A 26,726-nucleotide genomic window follows, 5' to 3' on the forward strand; every position below is an offset into this window, starting at 1 on the left:
ATCCCATTTGAAAGGTGGTGAATTCACATGGCAGTAAAGATTCGTCTGAACCGTATGGGTGCAAAGAAGAATCCGTTCTATCGCATTGTTGTCGCTGACTCCCGCTCTCCGCGTGATGGTCGTTTCATCGAGGTTCTCGGTAACTACGATCCGTCCCAGAATCCGGCAGTCGTCAACGTTGACGAGGATAAGGTTCTCGATTGGATGAACAAAGGTGCTCAGCCGACCGATACCGTTAAGAATCTCCTCAGCAAACAGGGCCTTATGGCTAAGTTCGCTGAAGCAAAGAACGCTAAGAACTAAGAGAGGCTTGCAGCATGAAAGAACTTGTTGAAGTTATCGCAAAGTCCTTGGTAGATCATCCCGAAGATGTTCGCGTGGAAGAAAAACAGCAGGGCCGTGAGGTCGAACTTGACCTCCACGTGGCTGAGGATGATATGGGTAAGGTCATCGGCCGTCAGGGACGCATCGCGAAAGCCATGCGTACAGTTGTCAAGGCCGCAGCCACCCGGGAGAACAAAAAAGTCTCGGTTGAGATTATTTAAAGAGAAGCGGCATCGCCCCGCTGTACATAAGTACAGGAAAGAGGGCTTTGCCGCTTTTTATATGCTTACCTATTTATATAGCAGAAAAGAGGCAGATTATGAACACGATTTCGCTCAAGATGCCGGTGACGATCAAGGCAAAAGTCACGGAAAAGCTCAAAGAGAAAATGATCAAGGACCTCGATGAGGGCATCCAGCGCGCCGAGCTCGAGATTCAGCAGCTCCGCATTCAGGAAAAACGCGTCCTCGACGAGAACGGCCCGGCTAATCCGGACGAGCCGACGCCGCAGGAAATCCAGCGTTTAGGTGCCATTCAGCAGCATTTCGGTCAGGAGCAGCAGAAGCGCGCCGAGTACCGCGAGCAGGCTCTTGCCCAAAAGGAAAAGACGGAAAAACTCAAAATCGGTTCGGAAATCGTACAGGGCACGCTCGAGCGTCAGGTCGAGGTCAAAGTCGGCGACGACATGCGCGAGCTCATGAACGTGGAAGTGCTGGTGGAAGATGACAAGATTATCGCCATCCGCGGCTAATAACAGGGGCCTCAAAGCTTCGAAAAAGGGCCAGCAGCCGAAAATCGACATGAAAAACCGCGTGACCATCGGCAAGGTCGGTGCCGCCCACGGCATTCACGGCGAGATGCGCATCATCCCGCTGACGGATTTTACGGACCGCTTTGCCGGCATGAAGGAAGTCATGGTCGGCGATGAGCTGCTGCACATCGAGAGCTGCAAATACCACAAGCAGTTCGTCCTGCTGAAATTCCGCGAATATCCTGTGCGCGAAGACGCGATGCGCCTGACGGGCCGGCTGCTGACGGTGGACCGCAGCGAGGCAGCCCCTCTTGAAGAGGGCGAGTTCTACACGTTTGACATCATCGGCCTGAAGGTCCTCGATGAAAGCGGCAAAGAACTCGGCACGGTCGAAAATGTCCTGCGCACGGGCAGCAACGACGTCTATCAGGCACGCTGCACGGACGGCAGCGAGCTTTTGATTCCGGCACTCAAAGCTGTGGTCAAAAAAATCGATGTCAAGGGCGGCATTATGGTCGTCACCCTGCCGGAGGAGACGGACGATGCGCATTGACATGGTCACGCTTTTCCCCGAGATGTTTGCAGGCCCCTTTGGCGACAGCATCACGAAGCGCGCGGTCGAAAACGGCATCCTCGATATTCATTTCACGAATTTCCGCGATTTTTCCTTTGACAAGCACAAACACGTCGATGACTCGCCGTTTGGCGGCGGGGCCGGCATGGTGCTGAAGCCCGAGCCGATGTACCGCGCCGTGCGCGATGTGCTGGCAAGGACCGAAGAATTTGCGGGGAACCGCCGCGTGCTGATCATGGACCCGTCGGGGCCGGTCTTCACGCAGGAAAAGGCGAAGGAACTTGCAAAGTATGACCAGCTCGTCTTCATCTGCGGCCATTACGAGGGCTTTGATGCGCGGATTTATCCGCTTGCGGACGAGGCCATCTCGATTGGCGACTTCGTGCTGACGGGCGGCGAGCTGCCGGCCATGGTCATCACGGACGCCGTCTCGCGCATGCTGCCGGGCGTTCTCGGCGATGAGGATTCCGCACCGACTGACTCGTTCTACGACGGCCTTTTGGAGTTCCCCCAGTACACGCGGCCGCGCGAATTTGAGGGCATGGCCGTGCCTGAGGTGCTGCTCTCCGGCGACCACGCGAAAATCCGCGAATGGCGCCGTAAAGAGTCCCTGCGCATGACGAAAGAAAAGCGTCCGGACCTGCTTGAGAAAAAGGAACTCAGCGAAAAAGACAAAGAATTCCTGCGCGGTTTATAAGGGATTCTGTAACATAGAATTTACTTGTTCAGGCAGGTAAAATTTGCTAAAATAAAGCTAAAGTTAGCAGATAGGCCATGGCTTCTGAGAGCCGTGGCCTATTTTCATAAAAGACGTAAAAACAGAAACGAATGACAAAGGGAAAGGCAGGTTTTGGCGGATTGGAGGAAAAGCTGAAGCTGTACGGCTTCAATAACCTGACGAAGGCATTGAGCTTCAATATTTATGATATCTGTTACGCAAAATCGGAGCGGGAACAGCAGGATTATATCAAGTACATCGATGAGCAGTACAACTCGGAGCGTCTGACAAAAATTCTTTCGACGGTCACGGAGATGATTGGCGCGCGCATCCTAAATATCGCGAAACAGGATTACGACCCGCAGGGGGCGAGTGTGACGATGCTGATTGCCGAAGAGGAGGCCGTGGCTTCGGGGCGCAAAAAGCCCGTCGAGTCGGCCATCCTCGGCGATACGATTCTCGCGCACCTCGACAAGAGTCATGTCACGGTGCATACGTACCCCGAGTTCCATCCGGGCACGAGCATCGCGACGTTCCGCGTCGATATCGATGTGGCGACGTGCGGTGAGATTTCGCCCTTAAAGACGCTTGATTATCTGATTGCACAGTTCGACTCGGATATCATCACGATGGATTACCGCGTGCGCGGTTTTACGCGCGATGTCGACGGCCGCAAGCTCTTCATGGATTCGAAAATGCGGTCGATTCAGGAGTTCATCAAACAGGAGACGCTCGACCGTTACGATGCGGTCGATATCAATCTCTATCAGGCGAATCTTTTCCACACGCGCATGCTCATTAAGGAGCCGAAGCTGCAGAATTATCTCTTTAACACCGATATCTATGAGATTCCGCCGAAGGACAGGCTCGCGATCAGCAACAGTCTGCGGCGCGAAATGATTGAGATATACAGCGGGAAAAATCTGTACTGACATCGAGGAACGAAGGCGGCCGTAGCGGGTATCCAACGCTACGCGCGGCAGGCCGAAGCTTCGCTTATGGATACCCACTACGGCCTTAAGGATGTACCCTGCCGCAACAAGGATGGCAAGGCGGCAGGAGATGGTGAGCTGTCAACGTTCCGCGCAGCAGGCTGAAGCTTCACTTATGACGGCTCACCATCTCTTGCCTTAGGCCTGCTATACTGCTGTAAAGTGAGGCGGAAAAGGGACATCCCCAACGCTCCGCGCAGCAGGCTGAAGCTTCGCTTATGGGGATGTCCCTTTTCCTCAGGTATGTACATATGAGATGATAAAGGAAGTGAAAGTTGGATTGAAAAGGTATCTTTCGCAGGAGAGTGCGCCGATATTGGAGGCGCTGGAGCGGATGAAGCGGGCACGGCTGGTGCCGTTTGATGTGCCGGGGCATAAGCGCGGGCGCGGGAATCCGGAGCTGCGGGATTTTCTCGGGGAGAAGTGTCTTGATGTCGATGTGAATTCGATGAAGATGCTCGACAATCTCTGCCATCCGGTGTCGGTGATCCGTGATGCCGAACAACTCGCGGCCGAGGCGTTTGGCGCGGCGCATGCGTTTTTTATGGTCGGGGGGACGACTTCGGCCGTGCAGGCGATGGTGCTGACGGCGGTGAAGCGCGGCGATAAGATTATCATGCCGCGCAATGTGCATCGGAGTGCGATTAATGCTTTGATTCTTTGCGGTGCGATTCCCGTTTATGTCAATCCGCAGATGGATCATACGCTCGGGATTTCTCTCGGCATGCGCGTCGAGGAGGTCAAGGAGGCGATTCGCCGTCATCCGGACGCGAAGGCCGTGCTCGTCAATAATCCGACGTATTACGGCATCTGCTCGAATCTCAGGGAAATTGTCAAAGTCGCACATGAGCACGGCATGATGGTGCTTGCCGACGAGGCGCACGGCACGCATTTTTACTTTCACGATAAGCTGCCGGTCTCGGCGATGGCGGCGGGGGCCGATATGGCGTCTATCAGCATGCATAAGTCGGGCGGGTCGCTGACGCAGAGCTCGATGCTGCTCTGCGGGCCGCATGTCAACGCGGGCTATGTGCATCAGGTCATCAACATCACGCAGACGACGTCGGGCTCGTATCTTCTGCTTTCGAGTCTCGATATCAGCCGGCGCAATCTCGCGCTGCACGGACAGGAGATTTTTGACAAGGTCATTTCGCTTGTCGAATACGCGCGCGAGGAAATCAACGCGATTGGCGATTATTATGCCTACGGCCGCGAGTTCATCAACGGCGATTCGATTTTCGACTTCGATACGACGAAGCTCTCGATTTTCATGCGGCCGACGGGGCTCGCGGGCATCGAGGTCTACGACATTCTGCGCGATGAGTACGACATCCAGACGGAGTTTGGCGATATCGCAAATCTTTTGGCCTATGTGTCAGTCGGCGACAGGCCGAAGGATATTGAACGCCTCGTCGCGGCTCTCGCGGAGATCCGGCGCAATTACCGCAAGGATTCGTCGAAGATGCTGAAGGCCGAGTACATCGAGCCCGAGGTCGTCTACGGGCCGCAGGAAGCGTTTTACGCGGAGAAGGAGTCTTTGCCGCTTGAGGCAACCGTCGGACGCGTCTGCAGCGAGTTCGTCATGTGCTACCCGCCGGGGATCCCGATTCTCGCACCGGGGGAGCGCATTACGGAGGAGATCCTTACCTATATAAAATATGCGCGTAAAAAGGGGTGCCAGATGACGGGGCCCGAAGACATGACGATTGCACGGCTCAATGTGGTGAAATAGGGAGAGTTCGATGAAACGAGGCGGCCACTGGGGCACAGCCAACGCTCCGCGTGGTCTTCTGCTAAACTTATTTTTGCCTTTTATGGCATCCTTACGAAAGAGCTAAACGCACTTCGTTTGGACGGACGCTCTTTCGCAAGGGTTCTGGTTGGCAAAAATAAGTTCTTCACGCAGAAGACCAAAGCTCCACTTAGGGCTGTGCCCCATGGCCTCAGGCTCGCATATGCTTTTGCAAATTGAGGCGGCATCATATGGTATCCAACGCTTCGCGCAGCAGGCTGAAGCTGCGCTTATGGATACCACCTGATGCCTCAGGGCTGTGCTTCTATGAAACAATATTATTTTCAAGTTACGACGCTGTTCGTGCGATAAAGGAGGGCTTAGATGGAACTTTGGTTTACGGAGAACCATACGCCGAATGTCAGGCTTTCGATTAAGGTGGACCGGCAGCTTTATTCGGGGCGCAGTGAGTTTCAGCGCATCGATATTTTTGATTCGAAGGAGTTCGGGCGTTTTTTGACGCTTGACGGGTATATGATGCTGACGGAGATGGATGAGTTCATTTACCACGAGATGATCACGCATGTGCCGATGTGCGTCAATCCCGACGCGCGCGAGGTGCTGGTCATCGGCGGCGGGGATGGCGGGACGGTGAGGGAGCTTTTGCGTTATCCGACAATCCGTCATATCGACCTCGTGGAAATCGATGAGCTCGTCGTCGAGGTCTGCAAAAAGTATCTGCCGCAGACGGCGGGGTGTCTCGGTGACCCGCGTGTCAGCATCCATTATGAGGACGGGCTCAAGTACGTGCGCCATGCGGAAAATGCGTATGACCTCATCATTGTCGATTCGACGGACCCGTTTGGGCCGGGCGAGGGGCTGTTTACGAAGGAGTTTTACGGCAACTGCTATAAGGCCCTGCGTGAGGACGGCATCATGGTCAATCAGCATGAGAGCCCGTTTTATCAGCAGGATGCGTACGCGATGCAGCGCGCGCATAAACGCATTGTCGATTCGTTCCCGATAAGCCGCGTTTATCAGGCGCATATCCCGACGTATCCTTCGGGGCACTGGCTGTTTGGCTTTGCCTCGAAAAAACGCCATCCCGTGAAGGATGTTAACTGGGTCCGCTGGAATGCCCTGGGTCTCAAGACGCGCTATTACAATACGCAGCTGCACGCCGGTGCGTTTGCGCTGCCGAATTATGTGGAGGAGATGCTGAGAGATGTTGAACCGGAAGCGTAATGTCGAGACATTTCTCGGCTGCGAAAATCCTTATGAAGAGAGCCGCATCGTGCTTTATGGCGCGCCGTTTGATTCGACAACGTCGTATCGTCCGGGCACGCGTTTTGCAAGCCGCACGATGCGCGCGGAGTCGTACGGCCTTGAGACGTACAGTCCGTATCAGGACCTCGACCTCGAGGATGCGAAGGTCTTTGACGGCGGCGACCTTGAGCTCTGCTTTGGCGATACGGAAATGGCTCTGCGCGATATCGAAGCCTGTGCGCGCGATATCGTCGGGGATGGCAAGCTGCCATTTTTAATCGGCGGCGAGCACCTCGTGTCTCTGCCGGCCGTCCGCGCCGTCTACGAAAAATATCCCGACCTTGCGCTGATTCATTTTGACGCGCATACCGATTTGCGCGAGGAATATCTCGGCAACCGACTCTCGCACGCGACGGTCATCCGCCGCATCTGGGAGTTTCTTGGCGATGGCCGCATCCATCAGTTTGGCATCAGGAGCGGCGAACGTGCGGAATGGTATTGGTCGGCAGAAGGCCATACGCATATCCAGAAGTTCAGCTTTGCGGGACTTGACGAGACGATTGCAAGTCTCAAGGGCAGGCCCGTCTACCTCACGATTGACCTCGACGTGCTCGACCCTTCGTGTTTCCCGGGCACGGGGACGCCGGAGGCGGGCGGCGTGCGCTTTACGGACCTTCTTTCCGCGGCGCTGCGCGTCATCCGCGGCTGCCATATCGTCGGCTGCGACATGGTCGAGCTCTCACCGCCACTCGACCCGAGCGGCGCGTCGACGGCCACGGCCCTGAAGCTGCTGCGCGAAATGCTGCTCTGTTTGGAAAAACCGTATCTCTGACTGCAAAAACATCAGGGGTCCGTTTAAGATTTACATACATAACTACATTATTATCAGGAGGCCTTAATATGGGAAAAGCTTTAATCATCGGCTGCGGCGGCGTTGCGAGTGTCGCCATTCACAAATGCTGCCAGAATTCGGACGAGTTCAGCGAGATCATGATTGCCTCGCGTACAAAGTCGAAATGCGACGCGCTGAAGGAAAAACTCGAGGGCACGACGAAAACGAAAATCCAGACGGCTCAGATTGATGCCGACAATGTCGACGCACTCATCGCACTGATTAACGAATTTAAGCCTGACGTCGTCTTAAACCTCGCTTTGCCGTATCAGGACCTGCACATCATGGATGCCTGCCTCGCGACGAAGACGAATTACGTCGACACGGCAAACTACGAGCCGGAGGACACGGCGAAGTTCGAGTACAAATGGCAGTGGGCTTATCGTGAGCGCTACGAGAAGGCCGGCATCACGGCACTTTTGGGCTCAGGCTTTGACCCGGGCGTCACGGGCGTCTTTGCGGCCTATGCGCTCAAGCATCATTTTGACGAAATCAACTACATCGATATCCTCGACTGCAACGCCGGCGACCACGGCTATCCGTTTGCGACGAACTTCAATCCGGAAATCAACATCCGCGAAGTCTCGGCCAACGGCAGCTACTGGGAGGACGGCCACTGGGTCGAGACGAAGCCGATGGAAATCAAGCGCGTCTACAATTTCCCCGAAGTCGGACCGAAGGACATGTACCTGCTGCACCACGAAGAGCTCGAGAGCCTCGGTCTCAACATCCCGGGCATCAAGCGCATCCGCTTCTTTATGACGTTTGGTGAAAGCTATCTCAACCACCTCAAATGCCTCGAAGATGTCGGCATGACGTCGATTGAGCCGATTGAATTTGAGGGCAAGCAGATTGTCCCGCTGCAGTTTTTAAAGGCTGTGCTGCCTGACCCGGCGAGCCTCGGCCCGCGCACAAAGGGCAAGACGAATATCGGCTGCATCTTCCGCGGCAAGAAAGACGGCAAGGACAAGACGTACTATCTCTACAACGTCTGCGACCATCAGGAATGCTATAAGGAAGTCGGCTCGCAGGCCGTTTCGTACACGACGGGCGTGCCCGCGATGATTGGCGCGATGCTCATCATGAACGGTACGTGGAAGGGCCCCGGCGTCAAGAACATCGAAGAGTTCGACCCGGACCCGTTCATGGATGCCCTCAATAAATGGGGCCTGCCATGGAAGGAAAGCTTTCATCCGGAGCTCGTCGACTGATGGGCGCGCAGAAAACGTTACAGGAGCTTTACCGTCCGGAATGCCTCGAAGTGCCGACGCCGTCGTATGTCGTCGCGGAAGACCTCTTAGAGCACAACCTCGCTATCCTGCACGAGATTGAGGAGAGCACGGGCGCGCATGTGCTGCTTGCGCAGAAATGCTTCTCGATGTACCATTACTATCCGCTCATCGCGAAGTATCTCTCGGGCACGACAGCCAGCGGCCTCTATGAGGCAAAACTTGGTCATGAGGAAATGGGCAAAGAGAATCATGTGTTCTCGCCGGCGTATAAAGAGGAAGATTTTCCTGAGCTCGTGAAAATCTGCGACCATATCCTCTTCAATTCGTTTGCCCAGTGGGAAAAATTCGGCCCCGAGGCCGTGGCCAAAGGTGTTTCGTGCGGTCTGCGCATCAATCCCGAACGCTCGACACAGGAACACGCGATTTACGACCCGTGTGCCGAGGGCTCAAGGCTCGGCGTGCGGCTGCGCGATTTTGAGGAAGACAAGCTCGCAGGACTCGAGGGCCTGCACTTCCATACACTCTGCGAACAGGGCGCCGATGCCCTCGCGGTGACGCTTGAGGCCGTCGAAGAGAAATTCGGCAAATACCTTCCGCAGATGAAGTGGCTCAATTTTGGCGGCGGCCATCACATCACGCGGGAAGGCTACGATATTGCGCTCCTCAAGAAATGCATCCGCCATATGCAGGAGAACTACAATCTTACCATTTACATTGAGCCCGGCGAGGCCGTGGCGCTCAATGCCGGTTTCCTCGTCGCGACAGTGCTCGACATCCAGAAGAGCAGGGAAAGCGACGGCATTGCTATTCTCGATACTTCGGCGGCCTGCCATATGCCCGATGTCATCGAGATGCCGTACCGTCCGCCCGTTATCGGCAGCGGCGGGCCGCACGAAAAGGCCCATACGTACACCTTCGCGGGGCCGACGTGTCTGGCCGGCGATACGATTGGCACGTATTCGTTTGACGAAAAACTCGCTGTCGGCGGCCGCATTGTCTTTGGCGATATGGCCATCTACACGATGGTCAAGAACAACACGTTCAACGGCATGCCGCTGCCCGACATCATCGCGAGCAAAAAAGACGGCAGCTGGCAGACTGTCCGCCATTTTGGCTACGAAGATTTCAAGATGCGTCTGTAATTTCCCATAAAAAAACTCCCCATGACGGGGAGTTTTTTATTTGCGGATATGTTTCCATCCTAAATAAAGATGGCTGCCGAAGAAAAAGACCATGCCGATGAGGAAAATCCCGGCGGCCAAAGGCGTGGTCACGCGCTGCCACGCGGCTTCGCCGTACGTCAGCGTGCCCGCCGCGTTCATGAGCAGCAGAAAGAAAAAGGCCTTGAGCCTGTAGAGGCGCCGGATTTTGCCGAGACGCTGCAGGGCCAGCGTGAAAATCGAAAAGCCAAACGTCTGGATGATGGCGTAGGCGAAGACATGAGCGATTGTTAAGAGCATAAAATTTCCTTTTTATCTTGAAAATGAGAGATAGACCTGAGGCCATTGGAGCATAGCCATAAGCAAAGCTTCAGCCTGCTGCGCGGAGCGTTGGCTATGCCCCAATGGCCGCCTCGTTCGCACATATACACATGCCTGAAGGAAACAGATGATTCGCGGCGATTTGTCTCCATTATACGCTTTTTTCCTGCAGTTTGGCCAGCACTTTTTCGGCAAAGGATGCAAAAACAGTTTCTTCGATGAGATTCGGAATTTCTTTGAGATACAGGCGTCCCGAGAATGCGGTGTGCGGCAAAGGCACGAAGGCAGCAGCGGGCGGGCAGATGGGCCGATAGAGAGGGTCGGCGATGACGAGGTCCGCTGTCTTCAGCACGGGCACGAGCTCGGCTTCGTCGGTCAGCTGCAGGGTGTCATACGTGCAGATTTCGGCCTCGGTTTCCATCGGCACAATGACCGTGGGCAAAAAGCCGATTTTTTCTGCTAAGGCCGCGGCCAGCGACTCGGCAAAGACCGTCTCGCCAATCAGGAAAATTTTCTGAGGCTGCTTCGGCCTGGCGGCATTTGCTGAAAAAGATTTGCTGCGTTCTTTCGCGAAAGTTGGCTGTGCTGCCCGAGAGCAGGGCGATGCAGAAACAGGCAAAGAGGCCGTGCCGCAGACAGGGAAGAATTTTCCGCCGATGGGCAGGCCCACTTTATACGGGATGCCGAGTTCCTGCTGCATTTTTCTTGCCGCGCCGAGGCCGCCGTAACCCAAGACGAGATTACAGTTGGCATCATAGGACGATAAAATCTCGTCAAAAGAACTGCCCATGGCCCAGCAGCTTTTTACCGTATGGCCCTGACGTTCGAGCCATTTTTTGATGGAATCAACGCTGCCATTCATGGCAAAGTCGAGCGGCGTCGCGCCGAGCAGGTTGATTTTTAGAGAGACGCACTCTGGAAATGGAGGAGCCGCGGCAGGATTTTTTTTGCTGGCTCCATCCGTTCCGTTATCTTCATCGGGAAGGATCTTTTCTTTATGATTGCCCTGCTGCCGGCCGGCAAAGCCTGTCTGTTTTGCTTTTTGGCAGACAAAGTCCGCAATCTTTTCAAGTGCAAAAAATATGCCGCGCCCGTAGTAATGCATGCTGTTCGTCGGCAGCGTGAACGAGGGGATACCGGTCTTTTTTTCGATGATGCGGCAGAGGGCACGGCAGTCCGTCGCGATCATATGGGCAATCTGCGAGGGAATCAGGCAGATGAAACGCGGCTTTAGCTCGCGGGCGGCCGTGACGATATCGTCGACGAGTTTCCGGTCGTTGCCGAGAATCGCGTCCTGCTCCGTGAGGGCCGAGACGAAAATCAGGCTGTCCTCATGGAACCAGCGCGGCTCGTCGTGCGTCGTATACGTCGAATTGCAGCCCGAGGGGTCGTGGATGACGACCATGCCGCCGAGCTCATAAAGTGCCGAGCAGACGCCGAAGGTATCGGCCGAATACGTGGAGATGATGCTGGCAGTTTGTTTCATATGTTTCATAAGATACACGGCCCCCCAAGTCCCTTGCGGCTGACATTTGCTTCGATATCTTTAGGCTGCTGGTATGCAGCCATCATATCGAGGGCGAGTTTCTGCACGGCGGCAAAGCCCCAGCGCCCGCCGCTTTCGACGAGATTGACAAAATACGGCGTATTGTTGAAATAAGCGGCCTTCTGCCCGAGGGCCAGCAGAGCCGGTTTTCCGTCCTGCGGCGCGGCCGGCCTTTTGAGCACGCGCAAAAGAGGGGCCTTTGTCGGCCAGAGTTCGATATTGCCGTGGTGTTCCTTAAGCCAGTAAAAATCTTCTTCTTCCTCAGGGCTTACGGCATCGCTGTAGATTTTTGTGACGGCAAAGCCGTGCTCACACAAGAGCTTTGCAAGGCCAAACGGGCGGAACGTAAACGACAAATCGAGGGCCAGAGGCGTGCTGCCGATAAGAGCCCGTGCTTCCTGCAAAGTTTTTTCGGCTTTTGCCTGTTCGTGCGAAAAATCAGGGCAGGGCAGGCCGAGCTTTGCGGCCAGTTCTTTTAGGAGCGCTGCGATTTCTGTAAAGTCCCATGTCTGCGGCAGATAGAAAAAATCCTGCTGCAGGCGTTTTTTCATATCCTGTACGGCCGGTACGGAAAAGGGATTCGTATAAAGGTTGAGCCTTGAGGCGCCGAGTTTTTGAAATTCGTCGTAACTCTGACAGTCCGACATATCGCGTATAGCAAAACCGCCCGCCTGCAGGAGTTTCACGAAGTCACTGTCCCCATCGGTTTTTAAATTATTGCCGAAAATCGAGACCTGCTTTTCCTTTGGCAGCTCCGGCAGCAGGCGGCTGATGGCGCGGCGCAGGCGTTCTTCTGGCTTTAAGTGGCGCGTCTGGCGGATGGGGTCCATGAAGCATTCGGCAAACGCAATGTCAGGGAAACGCTTGCGAAGTGTCTGATAGACAAAGCGCAGATTGCAGCCGAGAAAATGATGGACGCAGGCCGGAAACAGCAGGATGGCGTGCGGCCTGTAGGGCAGGCGCGCGAGAATGTCCGTGACGCCCTCGATGATCAGCATTTCGTTGTCGCGGCCTGTCAAATCGTTTTCGTGCAGTTCAATGGAGGAAAACCTTCCCATGAAGCCCATTTCGGCGGCCGTCAGCACGACCCCGCGCAGACAGCCCGAGGCGCAGATGAAAATCTGATGCGTCCCGGGAATCAGCATGCCCGTGTGTACGATGTTCCATGTGCCGCGGCACGGCGCGGAGTACTCGAGGGCGTGCGGGAAGGGGACAGGATACTCTGCCTTGCGCAGAAGAACGGAAACAGGCCCGGACGGCGCTGCTTTCTCCAAAGTCTGCGGCGATGGCGGAAAAAGCCGTTTTAGCATGATGACACCTCCTCAGTCCGATTCAGCTTCCCCTGCGGGGGCGCCCTGCTTTTGTGCTGCTCCGGGCGCGTTCGTCACGTCTTTCTTTTCTGCGGCAGTATCTTTTAGCGAAAAAACCTGCTTCGTGCCGTAGCGGTAGTAGGCGGAGCAGGCCCCCTCGCGCGAGACCATGCAGGCCCCGATGGGATGCTCCGGTTTGCAGATTTTGCCGTAGAGCGGGCAGTCCATGGGCTTGATATTCCCCTGCAGCACCTCGCCGCAGCGGCAGGCCGGATTGGCATGGCCCTCAATCTCAGGGATTTCAAAATGCCTGCGGGCATCGAAGGCCGCGTATTTTTCGCGCAGCTGCAGACCGCTCTTTTTAAGCACGCCGAGGCCGCGCCACTCGGAGTCGCAGGGCTCTAAGTATTCTTCGATAAGCGCGCAGGCCGCAGGATTGCCCTCAGGCCTTACGACGCGCGGATAGCAGTTGACGAAAAATGGCTTTCCCTGCCGGCTTTTTTCGATAATGACCGCGATGGCCGTCAAAAGCTCGCTGGCCGTAAAGCCCGTGACGACACCCGAAATTCCCTGCTCCGTGAGGCTTTCCGGCAAAGAGGTGCCCGTAATCGCGCAGACATGGCCGGGGTAGAGATAGGCGTCCGTGTGGCTCGCCATGGCCTTGTAAGCGGCCGGCATGGTCTTGTTGGCCGTGAGCAGGGAAAAATTCTTGAGACCGAGTTTTGCCGCGCGTTTGACGGCGAGACACGAAATCGGCGTGGTCGTCTCAAAACCCACGGCGAGGAAGACGACTTCTTCCTCGGGATGCTCCGCCGCATATGTCACGGCATCGAGCGGCGTGTAGACGATTTGGACTTTGCCGCCTTGGCTGCGTGCATCGTAGAGATTGCCCTTCGTGCCCGGCACGCGCATGAGGTCGCCAAATGTGCAGATGACGGCTTTTTTCTCCAAAGCGAGAAAAATCGCCTCATCGATATAGGAAACCGGCGTCACGCAGACGGGGCAGCCCGGCCCTGAAATCAGCTCGATATTTTGGGGCAGCAGGCTGCGGATGCCGAGCCGGAATATTTCATGCGTATGCGTGCCGCAGACTTCCATGATGCGGATTTTCGGCCCCTGATAATTTTTTATGATGGCAAGCGCCCGCTGGGCAGCGTCTTTTTTCATCCGTCTATTTCCTCCTGCTCATCAAGACCCTGCAGCAGAGTATTCGTTTCTTCTTCATCATCGGCCGTGATTTTGGCGATGGCAAGACCGGCGTGGACCATGACGTAGTCGCCGGGGTCGATATCCGTGAGGAGTTCTGCCGAGACCTCGCGGCGCGCGCCCGAGGCATCGACGAGGGCCATGCCGTCTTTGAGACTCACGACTTTAGCTGGCAATCCGACACACATGATAAGACTTCCTTCCTAAAATATATAAAACAAAGTGATTTTACGATTTGGCCTGCTTCTGCAGCGCGTACATGGCATAGGCTGCCTGTCCGACACAGATGCCGCCGTCATTGGGCGGCAGCAGGCTGTGCTGCAGGACCGTAAAGCCCGCCTGCTGCAGACGCTCTTTGACAAGGCGCAGCAAGAGGAGATTCTGGAAGACGCCGCCGCTTAGGGCCGCCGCATGGCAGCCGGAAATTGCGCGCGCACGCTCGCAGCCAGAGAGAATCTCTTCAGCAAGAGCTGCATGAAAGAGATAGGCAAGCATTTTGGGGGCTTCTCCCTGCCGACGCAGCCGGTAGAGCTCCGCAAAAAGGGCGTCGTTCGGCAGCAGGAAGCGGCCGTCGGCGGCTTTTTTGAGCTTTTTAGCAGGGCTTTCCTCCGCATTTATGGGCTTTGCAAAATCCGCGAGACCATGAAGTTCTTCAAAAAGTTCTTCAATAGGAGATTTTCCGGCGTCAAACTGCTCTTTTTCCCAGCTTTCCGCGGCAAACTGCAGGGCCATCGAGGCTTCGCCCTCAAATGTCGACCGGCGGCGAAGGCCTAAAAGCGCGCTGACGCCGTCAAACAGGCGGCCGGCACTCGTCGATTCGATGCAGTTGACATTTTTTTCGAGCATGAAGGACTGGGCCTTAAATTCCTGCTCGCTGCAGAGGCCAAGTTCCTGCACAATTTTCTGCCATTCTGCATGGCTGCGGCCGTTTTTGAGCAGGGAGACGGCGATGCGCCAGCCCTCGCGCGAGGATTTGTCGCCGCCCGCCTGCATGAACGGCATGATGGAGCCGAGTCTTTTGAAGCCCTCGTAACCGGCAAGCAGAAATTCGCCTCCCCAGATTGTGCCCTCCGTGCCGTAGCCCGTGCCGTCAAACGAAACGCCGATGACGGGCTCCTGCCAGTCGTTTTCGGCCATACACGAGAGAATATGCGCGTAGTGATGCTGGATTTTGAGGAGCGGCACATTTGTTTTTTCGGCAAGTTCTGCGGCTACCGTCGTTGTATTGTAGCGCGGGTGCAGGTCGCAGGCGATGACTTCGGGCTGATTCTCGAGCAGCGACTCCATGAGCCCGACAGAATCTTTGAGAGCCAGCACCGTGCGCAGGTCGCTCATATCGCCGATGTAGGGCGAGGGATAAAATAGGTGATTGCTCGCGAGGCAGAACGTGTTCTTGAGTTCGCCGCCGATGCCAAGCACCTGACCTTTTAAGGGTGCACTGAGCAAAAAAGGCAGCGGGGCAAAGCCGCGGCTGCGGCGGATCATGTAAGGTTTCCCTTCGAACCAGTCCATGACGGAATCATCGGCGCGCAGCCGGATCCGGCGGTTGTGCGAGAGGATGCAGTCGCACATGGGCAGGAGCGTTTCTGCGGCCTCGCGGTCGTTATGGCAGATTGGCGCGCCCGAGGGATTGCCGCTCGTCATGACAAGCATGGCGGGCATCTCAACATCGTCCTGACCCGGAAAATCGAATAACAGCATTTGGACAGGGGCATAGGGCAGCATGACGCCGACTTTTGGATTATCGGGGGCGACACTGGGGGCCAGAGGACTGTCCTCTTTTCTTCGCAGCAGCAGAATGGGCTTCTGGTGGCCCGTCATCATTTCTTCTTCGCCGTCTTCCACCTCGCAGGCTGCACGCACGGCGTCCATATCGTGCATCATGACGGCAAAGGGCTTCTGCGGGCGGTGTTTGAGCGCGCGCAGGCGGCTGACGGCCTCTTCGTTCGTGGCGTCGCAGCAGAGATGGAAGCCGCCGATGCCCTTAATGGCCGCGATGCCGCCTCCCGCAATCGTGCGGCGCGTCTCCGTGATGGCCTCTTTGCCGCGCACGTCCTCACGTCCCAAAAGATAAACTTCAGGCCCGCAGCTGTTGCAGCAGACGGGCTGGGCATCGTAGCGGCGGCTCTCCGGCGTCACATATTCCTCATGACATTTTTCGCACATCGGGAATTCGCGCATACTCGTGCGTTCGCGGTCATACGGCATGGCCTCGAGGATGGTCAGGCGCGGACCGCAGGCCGTACAGTTGATGAAAGGATGCAGATAGCGGCGGTCGTGCGGGTCATAGAGCTCTTTGCGGCATTTATCGCAGGTCGCGATGTCGGGCGAGACAAAGATATCGCCGCGTTCCTTGGCACTTTCGATGATTTCAAAGGAAGAAAATGGCTCCGCAGCAGGAATTTTTTTCGCATCGATTTTCAAGATGGCCGCGCGTTCCGGTGCTTCTGTGCGCAGTCCCTGCTGAAAGGCCCGCAGATTTTCCTCTGTGCCCTCGGCAAAGACTTCGACATAAGGCCCCTTGTTGCAGACGCTGCCCAAAATTTCATGAGCGGCGGCCAGTCTGCTGACAAACGGCCGGAAGCCGACGCCCTGAACGATGCCGTAAATCTTGATTTGTAAGCGTGATAGACGTGACATAAGAATTTCCTCATATATATTTATGCTTTTAGGCTGATTTATTCGTAATGGCCCGAAAGGGCAAAATGCGGCAGTTTGATGAATGTTCCTGTAAATTCAGGCGGCAGCGCGCGCCGCAGAATTTTGTCGCCGAGCACGATAGCCTCGGGACGCGCCTGAAGATAAGCAAAAAAGTCGCGCTCCCCCTTAAAATGGCAGTCGCCATTTTCCTGCAGCTGTTTGTCCATGGCAAAGAAACTGCCGACATGGACGCAGGTGTCATCGTATCCCAGTTCCGCAAGTATCGCCCTGCGAAGATTATTGGCCAAAATCTGCTGCTGGACAATCAGGATGGAAATAGACTTTTGGGGCTGCGCTTTCACGGCATCCCTGACTTTCTGCAGGATATCATGGCAAAAATCCTGCAGAAAACGGCGGGGAAGTTCGGTTTCGATGGGAATATCGCATCTTCGCTGCAGGAAGCGGGCGGCTTTGAGGCCGCTCGGCGAAACAACCATGACTTTCTGCAGGCTGCCTGCCTGACAAAAATCAGCGAGCCGGTCGAAAAAGACGGCCTTGCTGCCTGTTTTTTCGGCTGCGGCCGTCACCGCAGCGCGCAGGGATTTTTCGGCAGCGGGCGAAAAGTCAAGCGGCGTCAGGCCGAGCACGCCGACTTTGTCCGGCTGACTTTTTTCATCATGCTGCTCTTCGCCGCCCTGCCTTTTGCCGGACTGCAGCGTATTTACTCTATTTACTTTGTCAGCAGACGGCGTGGCAAATTTTTTGAGCAGGGACAAATAGGCCTTGCCCGCGCCTTCATCGTAAAGATGTGTGCCGTCGGTCTCGGCCGCGATGGCCGGCAGCCCTGTTTTGTTCTCAATCATGCGGCAGAGCGCGCGAAAGTCCGTGGCGATGACGGCCGGCACCGGCGTACTGACAAGGCCGACGAATTTCGCAGGGATTTTTTCAGCGGCATCTGCGATTTTCTCAACAAGTTTATCGTCGCGGCCCATGATGGCATCCATATCGCGCAGGCCGGCACTGAAGACAGCAGGGACATTTTGCCGGTGCGGATATTTTGCTGCTGGATAACGCTTTTCTAAATCTTCCCTTTGCCAGCGTGGCTCATCAAAGCCGCAGATATTGCCGGCGCAGCCGCCCGCGTCGACGATGACGGTAAGGCCGCCGAGCGGGAAAAGCACCGAAGCGGCACCGGCAGTATCGGGAGCAAAGGGAGGCAGGGCAAGGGAAAGGCCGGCAGGCAGTTTCTCATTTTTTTCCGCTGCCTCTGTTTCTTTGGCGAGAATTTTTGCGAGAAACACGGCCTGTGAATATGAGGCAGTTTCAGCCGCTGCATCCTGTTTCTCTCGGCAGCCGTCCGTAACCGGACGCTTTGCGTCAGTCAGGCTGTCTTTGATTAGCAGCGGGACTGCAGCGTCATGGTCCATGGCTTTGGTCATGGCGTGGAAAAGACTTTCCACGGCCTGATAGCCAAAGGGCTGCACGAGCTCATTCCAAGGCAGTTTTTGGGCCTGCGGATGATATGTGCAGGCATCGGCGCCGAGTGCGAGCGTCACGGACGTATCTTCCTCATAATAAAGAATCGTGGGCTCGAGATTCGAGTAGATGCGCGTAGCGGGCGAGAGCTCTGCCAGTCTCTTGATATAGAAAGAATCGGCCGCGGACGGCAGGGCAAAGATTTCGCGGACCGTCAGACCACAGCGGACAAAAGCCAGCGCGAGTTCAAAGGGATTGGCATTTACGCGGCTGCCGATGGCGATAACGGCATCATCATGCTGCTGGCAAAAATCATGAACGGCAGCTTCTGCCCTTTGCCGGCAGTCAGCCAGAGCCGTCAGGGCAGGAGAAGCCCCGATAATCTTACTGAGGGCCTGATACTGCCGGCTAATCTTGTCGATTTCATAAAGGCGCTGCAGGCGGATGGAGGGGATACCGAGACGCTTTTCAAGCTGCAGGGCAGCAGAAGACGCTTCTTCTGACAGCACAAGGTTGAAATTGGCCGCGGCGAGCTCCTGAAAGTCTGCGTAAGCATGGCAGCTGGCAAGTTCCCCGATTTTCCGGATGCCGGCCTGCCGCAGGAAGGCGCGGAGCTCCGAGTTTTCCGCGACAGGCGAGAAAAAGCCCATGAGATTGGCCTGAGCAGGCCTTTTTTTGCGTGGCTCCAGGAGACCGTAAATCGTCTCGCGCACGGCAATCATCGGCGGCCGGATGCTCTCGCGCGTCAGGGCGTACATATAGCAGGGCCGCACGGGCAGCCCCGCAGTTTTTTCCGCCTTACGGCAGACGCGCTCCATATCCGTACCGAGAAGGGCATCGACGCAGGTCAGGCATATCAGGACGACGGAAGGCACTTCTTCGCGGCTTTCCGCAAAAGCCCTGACGGCTGCAGGAATTTTCGCGAGATGGCGGCCCGTGACGATGTCGTTTTCGTCGAGCTCGAGATAGGCGAAGCGTTCGCCGTAATGTCCTTCGCCCTGAAGAGCCGCCGTATTGCGGCCGCAGCAGGCAGGGGAGACGAGCAGCATGATGCTGCCGGGGATGGTGAGGCCCGCGCGCTTGACGCCAAAGCCCTGCGCGCCGGGCGAGTTGAAGTCAATCGCGGCCGGCGTGTTGCAGATGAGGTGCCTATCTGTGCGCAGCTCGTCCGGCAGGCCGGCACTGCCTTTTGCCGCCATGCGGGCGGCGAGTTCTTTTATGGGGATACTGTAGGCTTCTGGCATAAGCGCTCCTTTCTTCCCTTTCTGTCCTGTCTTTCTTGTCTTTCTTGTCTTTCCTGCTTGTCCTGCTCTGGCTGGCAGAATTTAAAACGTGATGCAGCGCCGTCTAAAATTTCAGCTGTTTTCGGGATCTGCAAGAATTTTTTTAGCCAGCGCGAAAAATTCCTGACTGACCGCGTCCTCAGGGTTATCTTCCACGACGGTTTTGCCGCGTTCCTCGGCGTTGCTGATGGCGTCGCTGCGCGGGATGTCCGCGAGGATGGGAATGCGGTGCTTTTCGGCAAAAGCCTGTACTTTTTCTTCTTCATGCGGGACATTGCGTCGGTTCAGGAGGATGCCGCGGACTTTGGCGTAGCCGCGGTCGGCAAAATTCTCAACGGCCGTGGCGATGTTATTGGCCGCGTAAAGCGCCATTTTTTCGCCGGACGTCACGATCAGGACATCTTCGGCATAGCCCTCGCGGATCGGCGCGGCAAAACCGCCGCAGACGACATCGCCGAGAACGTCGTAGAGCACGACATCGGGCTGTTCCTGCTCAAAGAGCTCGAGGTCTTCAAGCAGATTGAACGTCGCAATAATGCCGCGCCCCGCGCAGCCAAGCCCCGGCGTCGGTCCGCCCGTCTCAAGGCAGAGCACGCCGCCAAAACCGCGCGCCGAAATAGCCGCGAGGTCTGAAGGCTCTTCATCAAATTCGCGCATATAGCCCATGACCGACTGCAAGGATTTGCCGCCAAGCAGATTGATCGTTGAATCTGCCTTCGGGTCACAGCCAATCTGGATGACTTTTTTCCCCATGACAGCCAGCGCCGCCGCCAGATTGCTCGTCAGCGTCGACTTGCCGATGCCGCCCTTTCCATACACCGCAATTTTCCGCATAAAATCCCTCCTAAAAATACACTACCTTCTATTATAAAGGGGAAGGGAAGTTCTTTCAAACATGTGTACAGATTTTTAGTTTGCGGGATGAGGTGAGTGGAAGCGAGGCGCCAGCGGGGCCTGCCTGACGCTGCGCGTGGCCGGTGGCTAAATTTATTTTTTGTCTTTTATGGTATCCTTACGAAAGAGCTAAACGCTCTTCGTTTGGACGACGCTCTTTCGCAAGGGTTCTGGCGGACAAAAAATAAATTCTTCACGCCAGCGGTCAAAGCTCCGCTTACAGGCAGGCCCCACTGGCTTACGTCGTGTTGCTTCATTGTTCAGCCGTATCTTGACAGGTATTTTCGAGGAACGAGCTCTGCCCTCGCTGCGAAGCAGCTTAGGGCAGGGAGCGAAGTTCTACTCTGTTTTGGCAAAGAGCAATGATGTCAACAGATCAAAACAAAGAAGCGCACAGGGGAGAAAGTCCGCCTGCCCGCGAGCAAAAAGAAACTGGGGGCGGGGGAATGTTTTTCGCCTGCAGGCGCGCAGTGACTGCCCGCAGGGCTGAGCCCCAAGAAAATCCTGCTAAAACCCGCGATGTCAGAACGCCGCGGCAGGCGGCGAACTTTCTTCAAAGTCAATCTCCAAAGTGGGGCTCATTTAACGGAGCGGCGAAGCCGAAAAACATTTCCCCGCCCCACGCTACGATGTGCGTAAAAATGCATGTAACCCTGTAACATCTTTTTTGCTCACAAAAAAGGCTTTTCCCATATCATGACGAAATAAAAAATAGAAACAAGAATTTTACAGGAAGGGAGCCTTCTCTTATGAATATTGCTGTCGTCAATTCCTTTATGAATGATGCCCACCGCGAAAAAATCCGGCAGGCCGCGGCCGAGCATCAGATAAATGTGGCCTTCTACACCTCAAATGAAGAAGCCCTGCCGCATATGGCCGATGTCGACATCATCTACGCTGCCGCGACGGGCGGCGGCCATAAACTCGCTTTGGCCGCGCCTCATCTCAAATGGTTCTGCAGCGTTTCTGCGGGCGTCGACCCCGTGCTCAAGCCCGGCGTGCTGCCCGAAGGATGTCTCTTGTCGAATTCCTCGGGTGCCTACGGCGTGACGATTGCCGAGCATCTCGTCATGGTGACGCTGATGCTTCTGCGCCGTTATCCGGAATACGATGAAATGATTCGCCGCCATGAGTGGCGCAATGACCTGCCGCTGCGTTCCATCAAGGGCAGCCGCATCACGATTGTCGGCACAGGGGATCTCGGCACGCGCTACGCGGAGCGCATTCAGTCATTCCAGCCTGCCGCCATCATCGGCGTGAGCCGCACGGGCCGCAAGCGCAGCCCTGTTTACGATGAAGTCGTCAAACAGGATGAGCTTGAAACGTATCTGCCGAAGACCGACATCCTCGTGCTCTGCCTGCCGGGCACGAAGGAGACGAACAATATGATTTCGCGTGAACGTCTGGCCCTGCTGCCGAAGGATGCCTTTGTCATCAACGTGGGCCGCGGCAATTCGCTTGACCAGAACGCCCTTGTTGAAGCCCTTAATGCTGACAAACTTGCCGGCGCCGCCCTCGATGTTATGGTCAAGGAGCCAATTCCGGAAGGGGACCCGCTTTGGACAGCCAAAAACGTCATTCTGACGCCGCACTGCTCGGGCAAGATGACGCTTGCCTACACGCGCGACAAGACGGTGGCGATGTTCTGCGAGGACCTCGAGCATTTTGTCAAGCAGGAGCCGCTTGCCCACGAAGTCAAGCGCAGTCTCGGCTATTAATATGACGATATTGAGGCTCTTGGTTGTTTTCCTTCTATATTATTACCGCGTATTTTTTTAAAAGGACCGCGTCAGAAAAGGGGATGCGGTCCTTTTTCTTTGCATCCCCCTGATGAAAATGATATAATTGATATCGTATATCCAAATATCCAAATCCATTCTATAAATTTGGCCGTGCTTTTTCACGGCATCAAAGGGGTTGGCTTCATTGACGCAAACGCAGTTTGACAAACGCAACATCACGATGATGATGGACTTTTACGAATTGACCATGGCCAATGGTTATTTCGCGGATCATGATAAGGATGTTCAGGTAGCTTTTGATGTGTTCTACCGTCAGAATCCGGATGAAGGCGGTTTTGCCATTTTCGCCGGGCTCGAGCAGGTCATTGAATACGTTGAGAATATGGAATTCACGGATGAAGACGTGGAATATTTCCGCCAGCAGCATATGTTCTCGGAAGAATTCCTCACATATCTCCGGAACTTCCACTTCAAGGGCGATATCTACGCACTGCCGGAGGGCACGGTCATGTATCCGAATGAGCCAATCCTGACGGTTGTGGCGCCGCTCATCGATGCCCAGCTCGTCGAAACGGCCATTCTCGCGCAGATCAATCATCAGTCGCTGATTGCCACGAAGGCACGCCGCATCTGCAAGGCAGCGGCAGGCCGCGCAGTTTCGGACTTCGGCGCCCGCCGTGCGCACAACATGGATGCCGCGACGTACGGTGCCCGCGCTGCCTACATCGGCGGCGTCGTCGGCACGGCTACGTGCTCCGCTGGCCAGATGTTCGGCATTCCGATTTCGGGCACGATGGCACACAGCTGGGTCATGTTCTACGGCGATGAGTATGAAGCCTTCAAAAAATACGCCGTGACGTATCCGGATGCGACGATTCTGCTCGTCGACACATACGATGTCATCCATTCGGGTATCCCGAATGCCATCCGCGTGGCTCATGAAGTCCTCGAGCCGATGGGCAAACGCCTCCTTGGCATCCGCATCGACTCGGGCGACCTCGCGTACCTCTCGAAGCGCGTGCGCAAGATGCTTGATGATGCCGGCCTGCCGGACTGCAAGATTGTCGTTTCGAACAGCCTTGACGAATTCACGGTCAGCTCGCTCTTCAATCAGGGTGCCTGCATCGATTCGTTCGGCATCGGCGAACGCCTGATCACGGCGAAGTCGGAGCCGGTCTTCGGCGCCGTCTACAAGCTCGCAGCCGTCGGCGTGGACGACCACTTTGAGCCGCGCATCAAGGTTTCGGAGAACGTCGAGAAAATCACGAATCCGGGCCTCAAGGACCTCTACCGCGTTTACGATGAGAACGGCCATGCCGTGGCCGACCTCATCGCCAACTGCGGCGAGAGCATCGACGGCACGGAGCCGTTCCGTTACGTCGACCCACAGAAACCGTGGAAGAACCGCTCGTTTGAGAACTGCACATTCAAGAACCTGCGCAAATGCTATGTCCGTCAGGGCAAACGCACGGAAGAGCTGCCGAAGCTCGCCGACATCCGCGACTACGTCAAACAGCAGCTCGACCATGAGATTTGGGAAGAGGAACAGCGCTTTGAGAATCCGCACCGCCATTATCTCGATATGACGCCGGATTACTATGAGCTCAAGATGGACCTTCTGACAAAGACGCGCCGCGCTCACGGCTGATGAGCTGAGAGGAACACGTCATGATCAAAGGAACGACTAAAAATCTCGGCGTCATGGGCTGGCCCATCGCGCATTCCCTGTCGCCGGTGCTGCAGAATGCGGCCATCGAAAAGGCAGGGCTTGATTACGTCTACATCTCGCTTCCCGTGCCGCCGGAAAAACTCAAAGAGGCTGTAGCTGGCCTCAGGGCCATGAACTTTACGGGATGGAATGTTACAATTCCGCATAAGCAGGCCATCATGGCTGAACTCGACGAAGTGGCTGAGGATGCCCGCATCATCGGCGCCGTCAATACCGTCGTGAACCGCGAGGGCCATTTGATGGGCTGTAATACGGATTATATCGGTTTTATGCAGCCGCTTGAGGAGCAGGGCTTTGACCCGAAAGGCAAAGAAGTCACGCTTTTAGGCGCGGGCGGCGCGGCGCGTGCCGTAATCTTTGGCCTGCTGCGCGCCAAGGCCGGACGCATCACGCTCGGCGTGCGCAATCCGCAGAAGGCTGAAAAACTTGCCAAGGAATTTTCGGCGTACGGTGATATCCGCGTGCTGCATTGGGAAGATACAGCATTCCGGGAGCATTTAGCCGCAACGGATTTGCTCGTCAATACCACGCCGCTCGGCATGTACCCGAAGGTCGAGGGCATGGCACCGGTCGACTGGGAGAAACTCAAAAAGACGGCCCTTGTCTACGACATCATCTACACGCCGGCCGTGACGCGTTTTCTGCGCGAAGCAAAGGAGCATGGCCATATCGTCATCAATGGCGAAGGCATGCTCGCAGGGCAGGGGGCCGCGTCTTTCAAGCTCTGGACCGGCGTACAGCCTGACCTCGCGCTGATGAAACAGGCCCTGCGTGCGGAACTTGCCGAGCGCCAAAAATAAAAATAAAGATAAGAAAGTTGAGGATTTTATTTGACTGCAATCACCTATGAACTCGTGAAAAAAGACGAGCGCACGGGGGCGCGTGCCGGCATCATCCATACGCCGCACGGCAGCTTCCCCACGCCAATCTTCATGCCAGTCGGCACGCAGGCATCTGTCAAGGGTGTCTCGCCCGATGAGCTCAAGGACCTCGGGGCAGGCATCATCCTGTCGAATACGTATCACCTTTTCCTGCGTCCGGGCATGGACCTCATCCGCGAGGCCGGCGGCCTGCATAAATTCATGCACTGGGACCGCGCCATACTCACGGACAGCGGCGGCTTTCAGGTCTTCAGTCTCGGCGATTTGCGCAAAATCACCGAAGAGGGCGTGACCTTCCGCTCGCATATCGACGGCTCGAAGAAATTCCTTTCGCCGGAAGTCTCGATGGAAGTGCAGATGGCCCTGGGCTCGGACATCGTCATGGCCTTTGACGAATGCGTGCCGTATCCGGCCGATTACGACTATGCAAAAAAATCGACGGAGCGCACGATCCGCTGGCTGGAGCGCTGCAAGAAGACCATGACGGCCCCCAATCAGGGCCTGTTTGGCATCGTGCAGGGCGGCATGCACAAGAACCTGCGCGAGTGGAGCGCCAGGGAAACCGTCGCCATGGACCTGCCGGGCTATGCCGTCGGCGGCCTGTCGGTCGGTGAACCGAAGGAGCTCATGTATGAGATGCTCGAATATTCGACTTCGCTTCTGCCGGAAAACAAGCCGCGCTACCTCATGGGCGTGGGCACGCCGGACTGCCTTGTCGAAGGCGTGCAGCGCGGCATCGACATGTTCGACTGCGTCTACCCGACGCGCGTCGCGCGCAACGGCATGGCCATGACTTGGACGGGAAGACTCGTCATGAAGAACGCCCAGTTCACGCACGACCATCATGTGCTCGAAGAGGGCTGCGGCTGCTACGCCTGCCGCAACGGCTACACGCGCGCCTACATCCGCCATCTCGTCCGGGCTGGTGAGATTTTCGGCCTGCGCCTGCTGTCACTGCACAATCTTTACTTCCTGCAGGAATTCATGCGCCGCATGCGTCAGGCGATTCTCGAAGACCGCTTCACGGAGTTCCGTGCGGATTTCTTCAATAATTACCAGATGCACGGCAAGCAGTAAATTCGTTCATCGTTCATTCGTTTCCATATATTATGTAGATTTTAAATTTTAGAAGGAGTGTTTTTATGAGTCCGGAAGTACTCGGGACCTGGGGTCCTATCGTCGTCATGATCGCGATTTTCTATTTTCTGCTGTACCGTCCGCAGAAAAACCAGCAGAAACGCCGCAAGAGCATGCTGGACAGCCTCAAAAAAGGCGATCAGGTCATCACGATTGGCGGCATCTACGGCACGATTGAAGAGCTCGGTGAAAAATCGCTGAAACTCAAGATTGCCGATGGCGTCGTCATCGAAGTCGTGCGCTCGAGCGTCAACGCCAACGTCACAAAGCAGGAGGCTGCCTGATGGGCCAGGCTTCATACGAAGAGCAGGTTCATAAGGAAAAACTCGCTGCTAAAAAAGAACTGCGCAAAAAAATGGTGGCTTTCCGCCGCAGCCTGACAAAGGAGCAGCGCGCAGAAAAGAGCAGGGCCATTCTCCAGAGGCTTTACGAAGAGCCGGCTTTCCAAAAAGCGAAAACCATCTTTGCCTATGCCTCGATGCCGGATGAAGTTCAGCTTTACGACCTCCTGCGCGAAGCCCTGAAACAGGGCAAGCGCGTCGGCCTGCCGCTGATTACGGGCAGGGGTCTGATGGAAGTCGTCAATCTGCCCTCTTTAGATGCTCTCGTTGCAGGCGAGTTCGGCATCCTGACGGTAAAAAAGGAGCTGCAGGAAATCATCCCTGGCTCCGATATTGACCTCATCATTGTGCCGGGCGCGGCTTTTTCCGAGAGGGGAGACCGCCTGGGCCTTGGCGGCGGCTACTACGACCGCTACCTCAGTGATAAAGCACCGCAGGCTTTTCGTGCAGCCCTGACCTTTGACGGCCAGATCACGGCGCAGGTGCCCACGGAGGCACATGATGCCAAAGTCAATCTGATCCTGACGGAAACGCGTCGGATTGAACCATAAATAGACCACGTAGAAAGGGTTGTGAAAC

Annotated in this window: 25 protein-coding genes; 17 read left to right on the top strand and 8 right to left on the bottom strand. The window is 55.9% G+C overall.

Annotation, left to right across the window (positions count from 1 at the left end):
- Positions 1–27 precede the first annotated feature (27 nt).
- The 11 genes from rpsP to nspC all read left to right on the top strand — a co-directional run bounded on the left by rpsP (position 28) and on the right by nspC (position 9,623).
- The gene (rpsP, locus tag ACI4OH_RS04810) at positions 28–303 is read left to right on the top strand and encodes a 30S ribosomal protein S16 (protein ID WP_432648396.1); all 276 of its coding nucleotides are present in this window, start codon (positions 28–30) and stop codon (positions 301–303) included.
- Positions 304–317: 14 nt separating this feature from the next.
- Entirely contained in the window at positions 318–545 is a 228-nt protein-coding gene (locus tag ACI4OH_RS04815) for a KH domain-containing protein (RefSeq protein WP_432648397.1), read from the top strand.
- 98 nt (positions 546–643) lie between these two features.
- Complete coding sequence (locus ACI4OH_RS04820) at positions 644–1,075, top strand: YlqD family protein (RefSeq protein WP_432648398.1); 432 nt, start codon at positions 644–646, stop codon at positions 1,073–1,075.
- On the top strand, positions 1,047–1,628 hold the full coding sequence (gene rimM / locus ACI4OH_RS04825) for a ribosome maturation factor RimM (protein ID WP_439784268.1): 582 nt from the start codon (positions 1,047–1,049) through the stop codon (positions 1,626–1,628). Before ACI4OH_RS04820 ends, rimM begins: the two co-directional genes overlap by 29 nt.
- Entirely contained in the window at positions 1,618–2,346 is a 729-nt protein-coding gene (gene trmD, locus ACI4OH_RS04830; RefSeq protein WP_439784269.1) for a tRNA (guanosine(37)-N1)-methyltransferase TrmD, read from the top strand. The genes rimM and trmD overlap by 11 nt, the downstream gene beginning before the upstream one ends.
- Before the next feature lie 161 nt (positions 2,347–2,507).
- On the top strand, positions 2,508–3,299 hold the full coding sequence (gene speD / locus ACI4OH_RS04835; protein WP_432648497.1) for an adenosylmethionine decarboxylase: 792 nt from the start codon (positions 2,508–2,510) through the stop codon (positions 3,297–3,299).
- Positions 3,300–3,615: 316 nt separating this feature from the next.
- Complete coding sequence (locus ACI4OH_RS04840; RefSeq protein ID WP_439784270.1) at positions 3,616–5,091, top strand: aminotransferase class I/II-fold pyridoxal phosphate-dependent enzyme; 1,476 nt, start codon at positions 3,616–3,618, stop codon at positions 5,089–5,091.
- A gap of 384 nt (positions 5,092–5,475) precedes the next feature.
- A complete protein-coding gene (speE, locus tag ACI4OH_RS04845) occupies positions 5,476–6,336 on the top strand; it encodes a polyamine aminopropyltransferase (protein ID WP_432647905.1) in 861 nt (286 codons plus the stop codon).
- Entirely contained in the window at positions 6,317–7,189 is an 873-nt protein-coding gene (gene speB, locus ACI4OH_RS04850) for an agmatinase (RefSeq protein ID WP_439784271.1), read from the top strand. Before speE ends, speB begins: the two co-directional genes overlap by 20 nt.
- A 68-nt stretch (positions 7,190–7,257) precedes the next feature.
- Positions 7,258–8,460, top strand: a complete 1,203-nt coding sequence (locus tag ACI4OH_RS04855; protein WP_432647903.1) for a saccharopine dehydrogenase family protein — start codon at positions 7,258–7,260, stop codon at positions 8,458–8,460.
- Positions 8,460–9,623: a carboxynorspermidine decarboxylase gene (gene nspC / locus ACI4OH_RS04860; RefSeq protein ID WP_439784272.1), complete on the top strand. Its 1,164-nt coding sequence runs from the start codon at positions 8,460–8,462 to the stop codon at positions 9,621–9,623. Before ACI4OH_RS04855 ends, nspC begins: the two co-directional genes overlap by 1 nt.
- Positions 9,624–9,659: 36 nt before the next feature.
- Here nspC and ACI4OH_RS04865 read toward each other — a convergent pair whose 3' ends face one another.
- The 8 genes from ACI4OH_RS04865 to ACI4OH_RS04900 all read right to left on the bottom strand — a co-directional run bounded on the left by ACI4OH_RS04865 (position 9,660) and on the right by ACI4OH_RS04900 (position 20,257).
- Entirely contained in the window at positions 9,660–9,941 is a 282-nt protein-coding gene (locus ACI4OH_RS04865) for a hypothetical protein (protein WP_439784273.1), read from the bottom strand.
- A gap of 172 nt (positions 9,942–10,113) precedes the next feature.
- Positions 10,114–11,457 (bottom strand): nitrogenase component 1, encoded by a 1,344-nt coding sequence (locus ACI4OH_RS04870; protein WP_439784274.1) that lies wholly within the window; start codon positions 11,455–11,457, stop codon positions 10,114–10,116.
- The gene (locus tag ACI4OH_RS04875; RefSeq protein WP_439784275.1) at positions 11,454–12,818 is read right to left on the bottom strand and encodes a nitrogenase component 1; all 1,365 of its coding nucleotides are present in this window, start codon (positions 12,816–12,818) and stop codon (positions 11,454–11,456) included. The genes ACI4OH_RS04870 and ACI4OH_RS04875 overlap by 4 nt, the downstream gene beginning before the upstream one ends.
- 12 nt (positions 12,819–12,830) lie before the next feature.
- Complete coding sequence (hypD, locus tag ACI4OH_RS04880) at positions 12,831–13,985, bottom strand: hydrogenase formation protein HypD (RefSeq protein WP_439784276.1); 1,155 nt, start codon at positions 13,983–13,985, stop codon at positions 12,831–12,833.
- On the bottom strand, positions 13,982–14,212 hold the full coding sequence (locus ACI4OH_RS04885; protein WP_432648521.1) for a HypC/HybG/HupF family hydrogenase formation chaperone: 231 nt from the start codon (positions 14,210–14,212) through the stop codon (positions 13,982–13,984). Before ACI4OH_RS04885 ends, hypD begins: the two co-directional genes overlap by 4 nt.
- Before the next feature lie 40 nt (positions 14,213–14,252).
- Entirely contained in the window at positions 14,253–16,664 is a 2,412-nt protein-coding gene (hypF, locus tag ACI4OH_RS04890) for a carbamoyltransferase HypF (RefSeq protein ID WP_439784277.1), read from the bottom strand.
- Between the two features lie 38 nt (positions 16,665–16,702).
- On the bottom strand, positions 16,703–19,384 hold the full coding sequence (locus ACI4OH_RS04895) for a nitrogenase component 1 (RefSeq protein ID WP_435721077.1): 2,682 nt from the start codon (positions 19,382–19,384) through the stop codon (positions 16,703–16,705).
- A 111-nt stretch (positions 19,385–19,495) separates the two neighbouring features.
- The gene (locus ACI4OH_RS04900; protein WP_435721076.1) at positions 19,496–20,257 is read right to left on the bottom strand and encodes a nucleotide-binding protein; all 762 of its coding nucleotides are present in this window, start codon (positions 20,255–20,257) and stop codon (positions 19,496–19,498) included.
- Between the two features lie 809 nt (positions 20,258–21,066).
- On the opposite strand from ACI4OH_RS04900, the gene ACI4OH_RS04905 reads away from it, so the two are divergent.
- The 6 genes from ACI4OH_RS04905 (at position 21,067) to ACI4OH_RS04930 (ending at position 26,698) form a co-directional block, all read left to right on the top strand.
- The gene (locus tag ACI4OH_RS04905) at positions 21,067–22,035 is read left to right on the top strand and encodes a D-2-hydroxyacid dehydrogenase (RefSeq protein ID WP_432647453.1); all 969 of its coding nucleotides are present in this window, start codon (positions 21,067–21,069) and stop codon (positions 22,033–22,035) included.
- Positions 22,036–22,243: 208 nt separating this feature from the next.
- A complete protein-coding gene (locus ACI4OH_RS04910) occupies positions 22,244–23,707 on the top strand; it encodes a nicotinate phosphoribosyltransferase (RefSeq protein ID WP_432647452.1) in 1,464 nt (487 codons plus the stop codon).
- A gap of 20 nt (positions 23,708–23,727) precedes the next feature.
- Positions 23,728–24,588, top strand: a complete 861-nt coding sequence (locus tag ACI4OH_RS04915; protein WP_435721075.1) for a shikimate dehydrogenase — start codon at positions 23,728–23,730, stop codon at positions 24,586–24,588.
- A gap of 30 nt (positions 24,589–24,618) precedes the next feature.
- Positions 24,619–25,746, top strand: a complete 1,128-nt coding sequence (gene tgt / locus ACI4OH_RS04920) for a tRNA guanosine(34) transglycosylase Tgt (protein WP_432647450.1) — start codon at positions 24,619–24,621, stop codon at positions 25,744–25,746.
- Positions 25,747–25,811: 65 nt separating this feature from the next.
- The gene (yajC, locus tag ACI4OH_RS04925) at positions 25,812–26,090 is read left to right on the top strand and encodes a preprotein translocase subunit YajC (RefSeq protein ID WP_295631793.1); all 279 of its coding nucleotides are present in this window, start codon (positions 25,812–25,814) and stop codon (positions 26,088–26,090) included.
- A complete protein-coding gene (locus ACI4OH_RS04930; protein ID WP_439784278.1) occupies positions 26,090–26,698 on the top strand; it encodes a 5-formyltetrahydrofolate cyclo-ligase in 609 nt (202 codons plus the stop codon). The genes yajC and ACI4OH_RS04930 overlap by 1 nt, the downstream gene beginning before the upstream one ends.
- The last annotated feature ends 28 nt before the right edge of the window (positions 26,699–26,726 follow it).

The sequence above is a fragment of the Mitsuokella apri genome, from assembly GCF_051886055.1.
Taxonomy (GTDB): Bacteria; Bacillota; Negativicutes; order Selenomonadales; family Selenomonadaceae; genus Mitsuokella.

Coding starts and splice junctions, on each gene's coding strand:
- hypD (WP_439784276.1), bottom strand. CDS start 13,985: ATGAAAAAAGACGCTGCCCAGCGGGCGCTTGCCATCATAAAAAATTAT.
- ACI4OH_RS04895 (WP_435721077.1), bottom strand. CDS start 19,384: ATGCCAGAAGCCTACAGTATCCCCATAAAAGAACTCGCCGCCCGCATG.
- speE (WP_432647905.1), top strand. CDS start 5,476: ATGGAACTTTGGTTTACGGAGAACCATACGCCGAATGTCAGGCTTTCG.
- ACI4OH_RS04930 (WP_439784278.1), top strand. CDS start 26,090: ATGGGCCAGGCTTCATACGAAGAGCAGGTTCATAAGGAAAAACTCGCT.
- nspC (WP_439784272.1), top strand. CDS start 8,460: ATGGGCGCGCAGAAAACGTTACAGGAGCTTTACCGTCCGGAATGCCTC.
- ACI4OH_RS04905 (WP_432647453.1), top strand. CDS start 21,067: ATGAATATTGCTGTCGTCAATTCCTTTATGAATGATGCCCACCGCGAA.
- ACI4OH_RS04915 (WP_435721075.1), top strand. CDS start 23,728: ATGATCAAAGGAACGACTAAAAATCTCGGCGTCATGGGCTGGCCCATC.
- trmD (WP_439784269.1), top strand. CDS start 1,618: ATGCGCATTGACATGGTCACGCTTTTCCCCGAGATGTTTGCAGGCCCC.
- ACI4OH_RS04875 (WP_439784275.1), bottom strand. CDS start 12,818: ATGCTAAAACGGCTTTTTCCGCCATCGCCGCAGACTTTGGAGAAAGCA.
- ACI4OH_RS04885 (WP_432648521.1), bottom strand. CDS start 14,212: ATGTGTGTCGGATTGCCAGCTAAAGTCGTGAGTCTCAAAGACGGCATG.
- ACI4OH_RS04840 (WP_439784270.1), top strand. CDS start 3,616: ATGATAAAGGAAGTGAAAGTTGGATTGAAAAGGTATCTTTCGCAGGAG.
- yajC (WP_295631793.1), top strand. CDS start 25,812: ATGAGTCCGGAAGTACTCGGGACCTGGGGTCCTATCGTCGTCATGATC.
- speB (WP_439784271.1), top strand. CDS start 6,317: ATGTTGAACCGGAAGCGTAATGTCGAGACATTTCTCGGCTGCGAAAAT.
- ACI4OH_RS04855 (WP_432647903.1), top strand. CDS start 7,258: ATGGGAAAAGCTTTAATCATCGGCTGCGGCGGCGTTGCGAGTGTCGCC.
- rimM (WP_439784268.1), top strand. CDS start 1,047: ATGACAAGATTATCGCCATCCGCGGCTAATAACAGGGGCCTCAAAGCT.
- ACI4OH_RS04820 (WP_432648398.1), top strand. CDS start 644: ATGAACACGATTTCGCTCAAGATGCCGGTGACGATCAAGGCAAAAGTC.
- hypF (WP_439784277.1), bottom strand. CDS start 16,664: ATGTCACGTCTATCACGCTTACAAATCAAGATTTACGGCATCGTTCAG.
- ACI4OH_RS04815 (WP_432648397.1), top strand. CDS start 318: ATGAAAGAACTTGTTGAAGTTATCGCAAAGTCCTTGGTAGATCATCCC.
- ACI4OH_RS04900 (WP_435721076.1), bottom strand. CDS start 20,257: ATGCGGAAAATTGCGGTGTATGGAAAGGGCGGCATCGGCAAGTCGACG.
- ACI4OH_RS04865 (WP_439784273.1), bottom strand. CDS start 9,941: ATGCTCTTAACAATCGCTCATGTCTTCGCCTACGCCATCATCCAGACG.
- rpsP (WP_432648396.1), top strand. CDS start 28: ATGGCAGTAAAGATTCGTCTGAACCGTATGGGTGCAAAGAAGAATCCG.
- ACI4OH_RS04870 (WP_439784274.1), bottom strand. CDS start 11,457: ATGAAACATATGAAACAAACTGCCAGCATCATCTCCACGTATTCGGCC.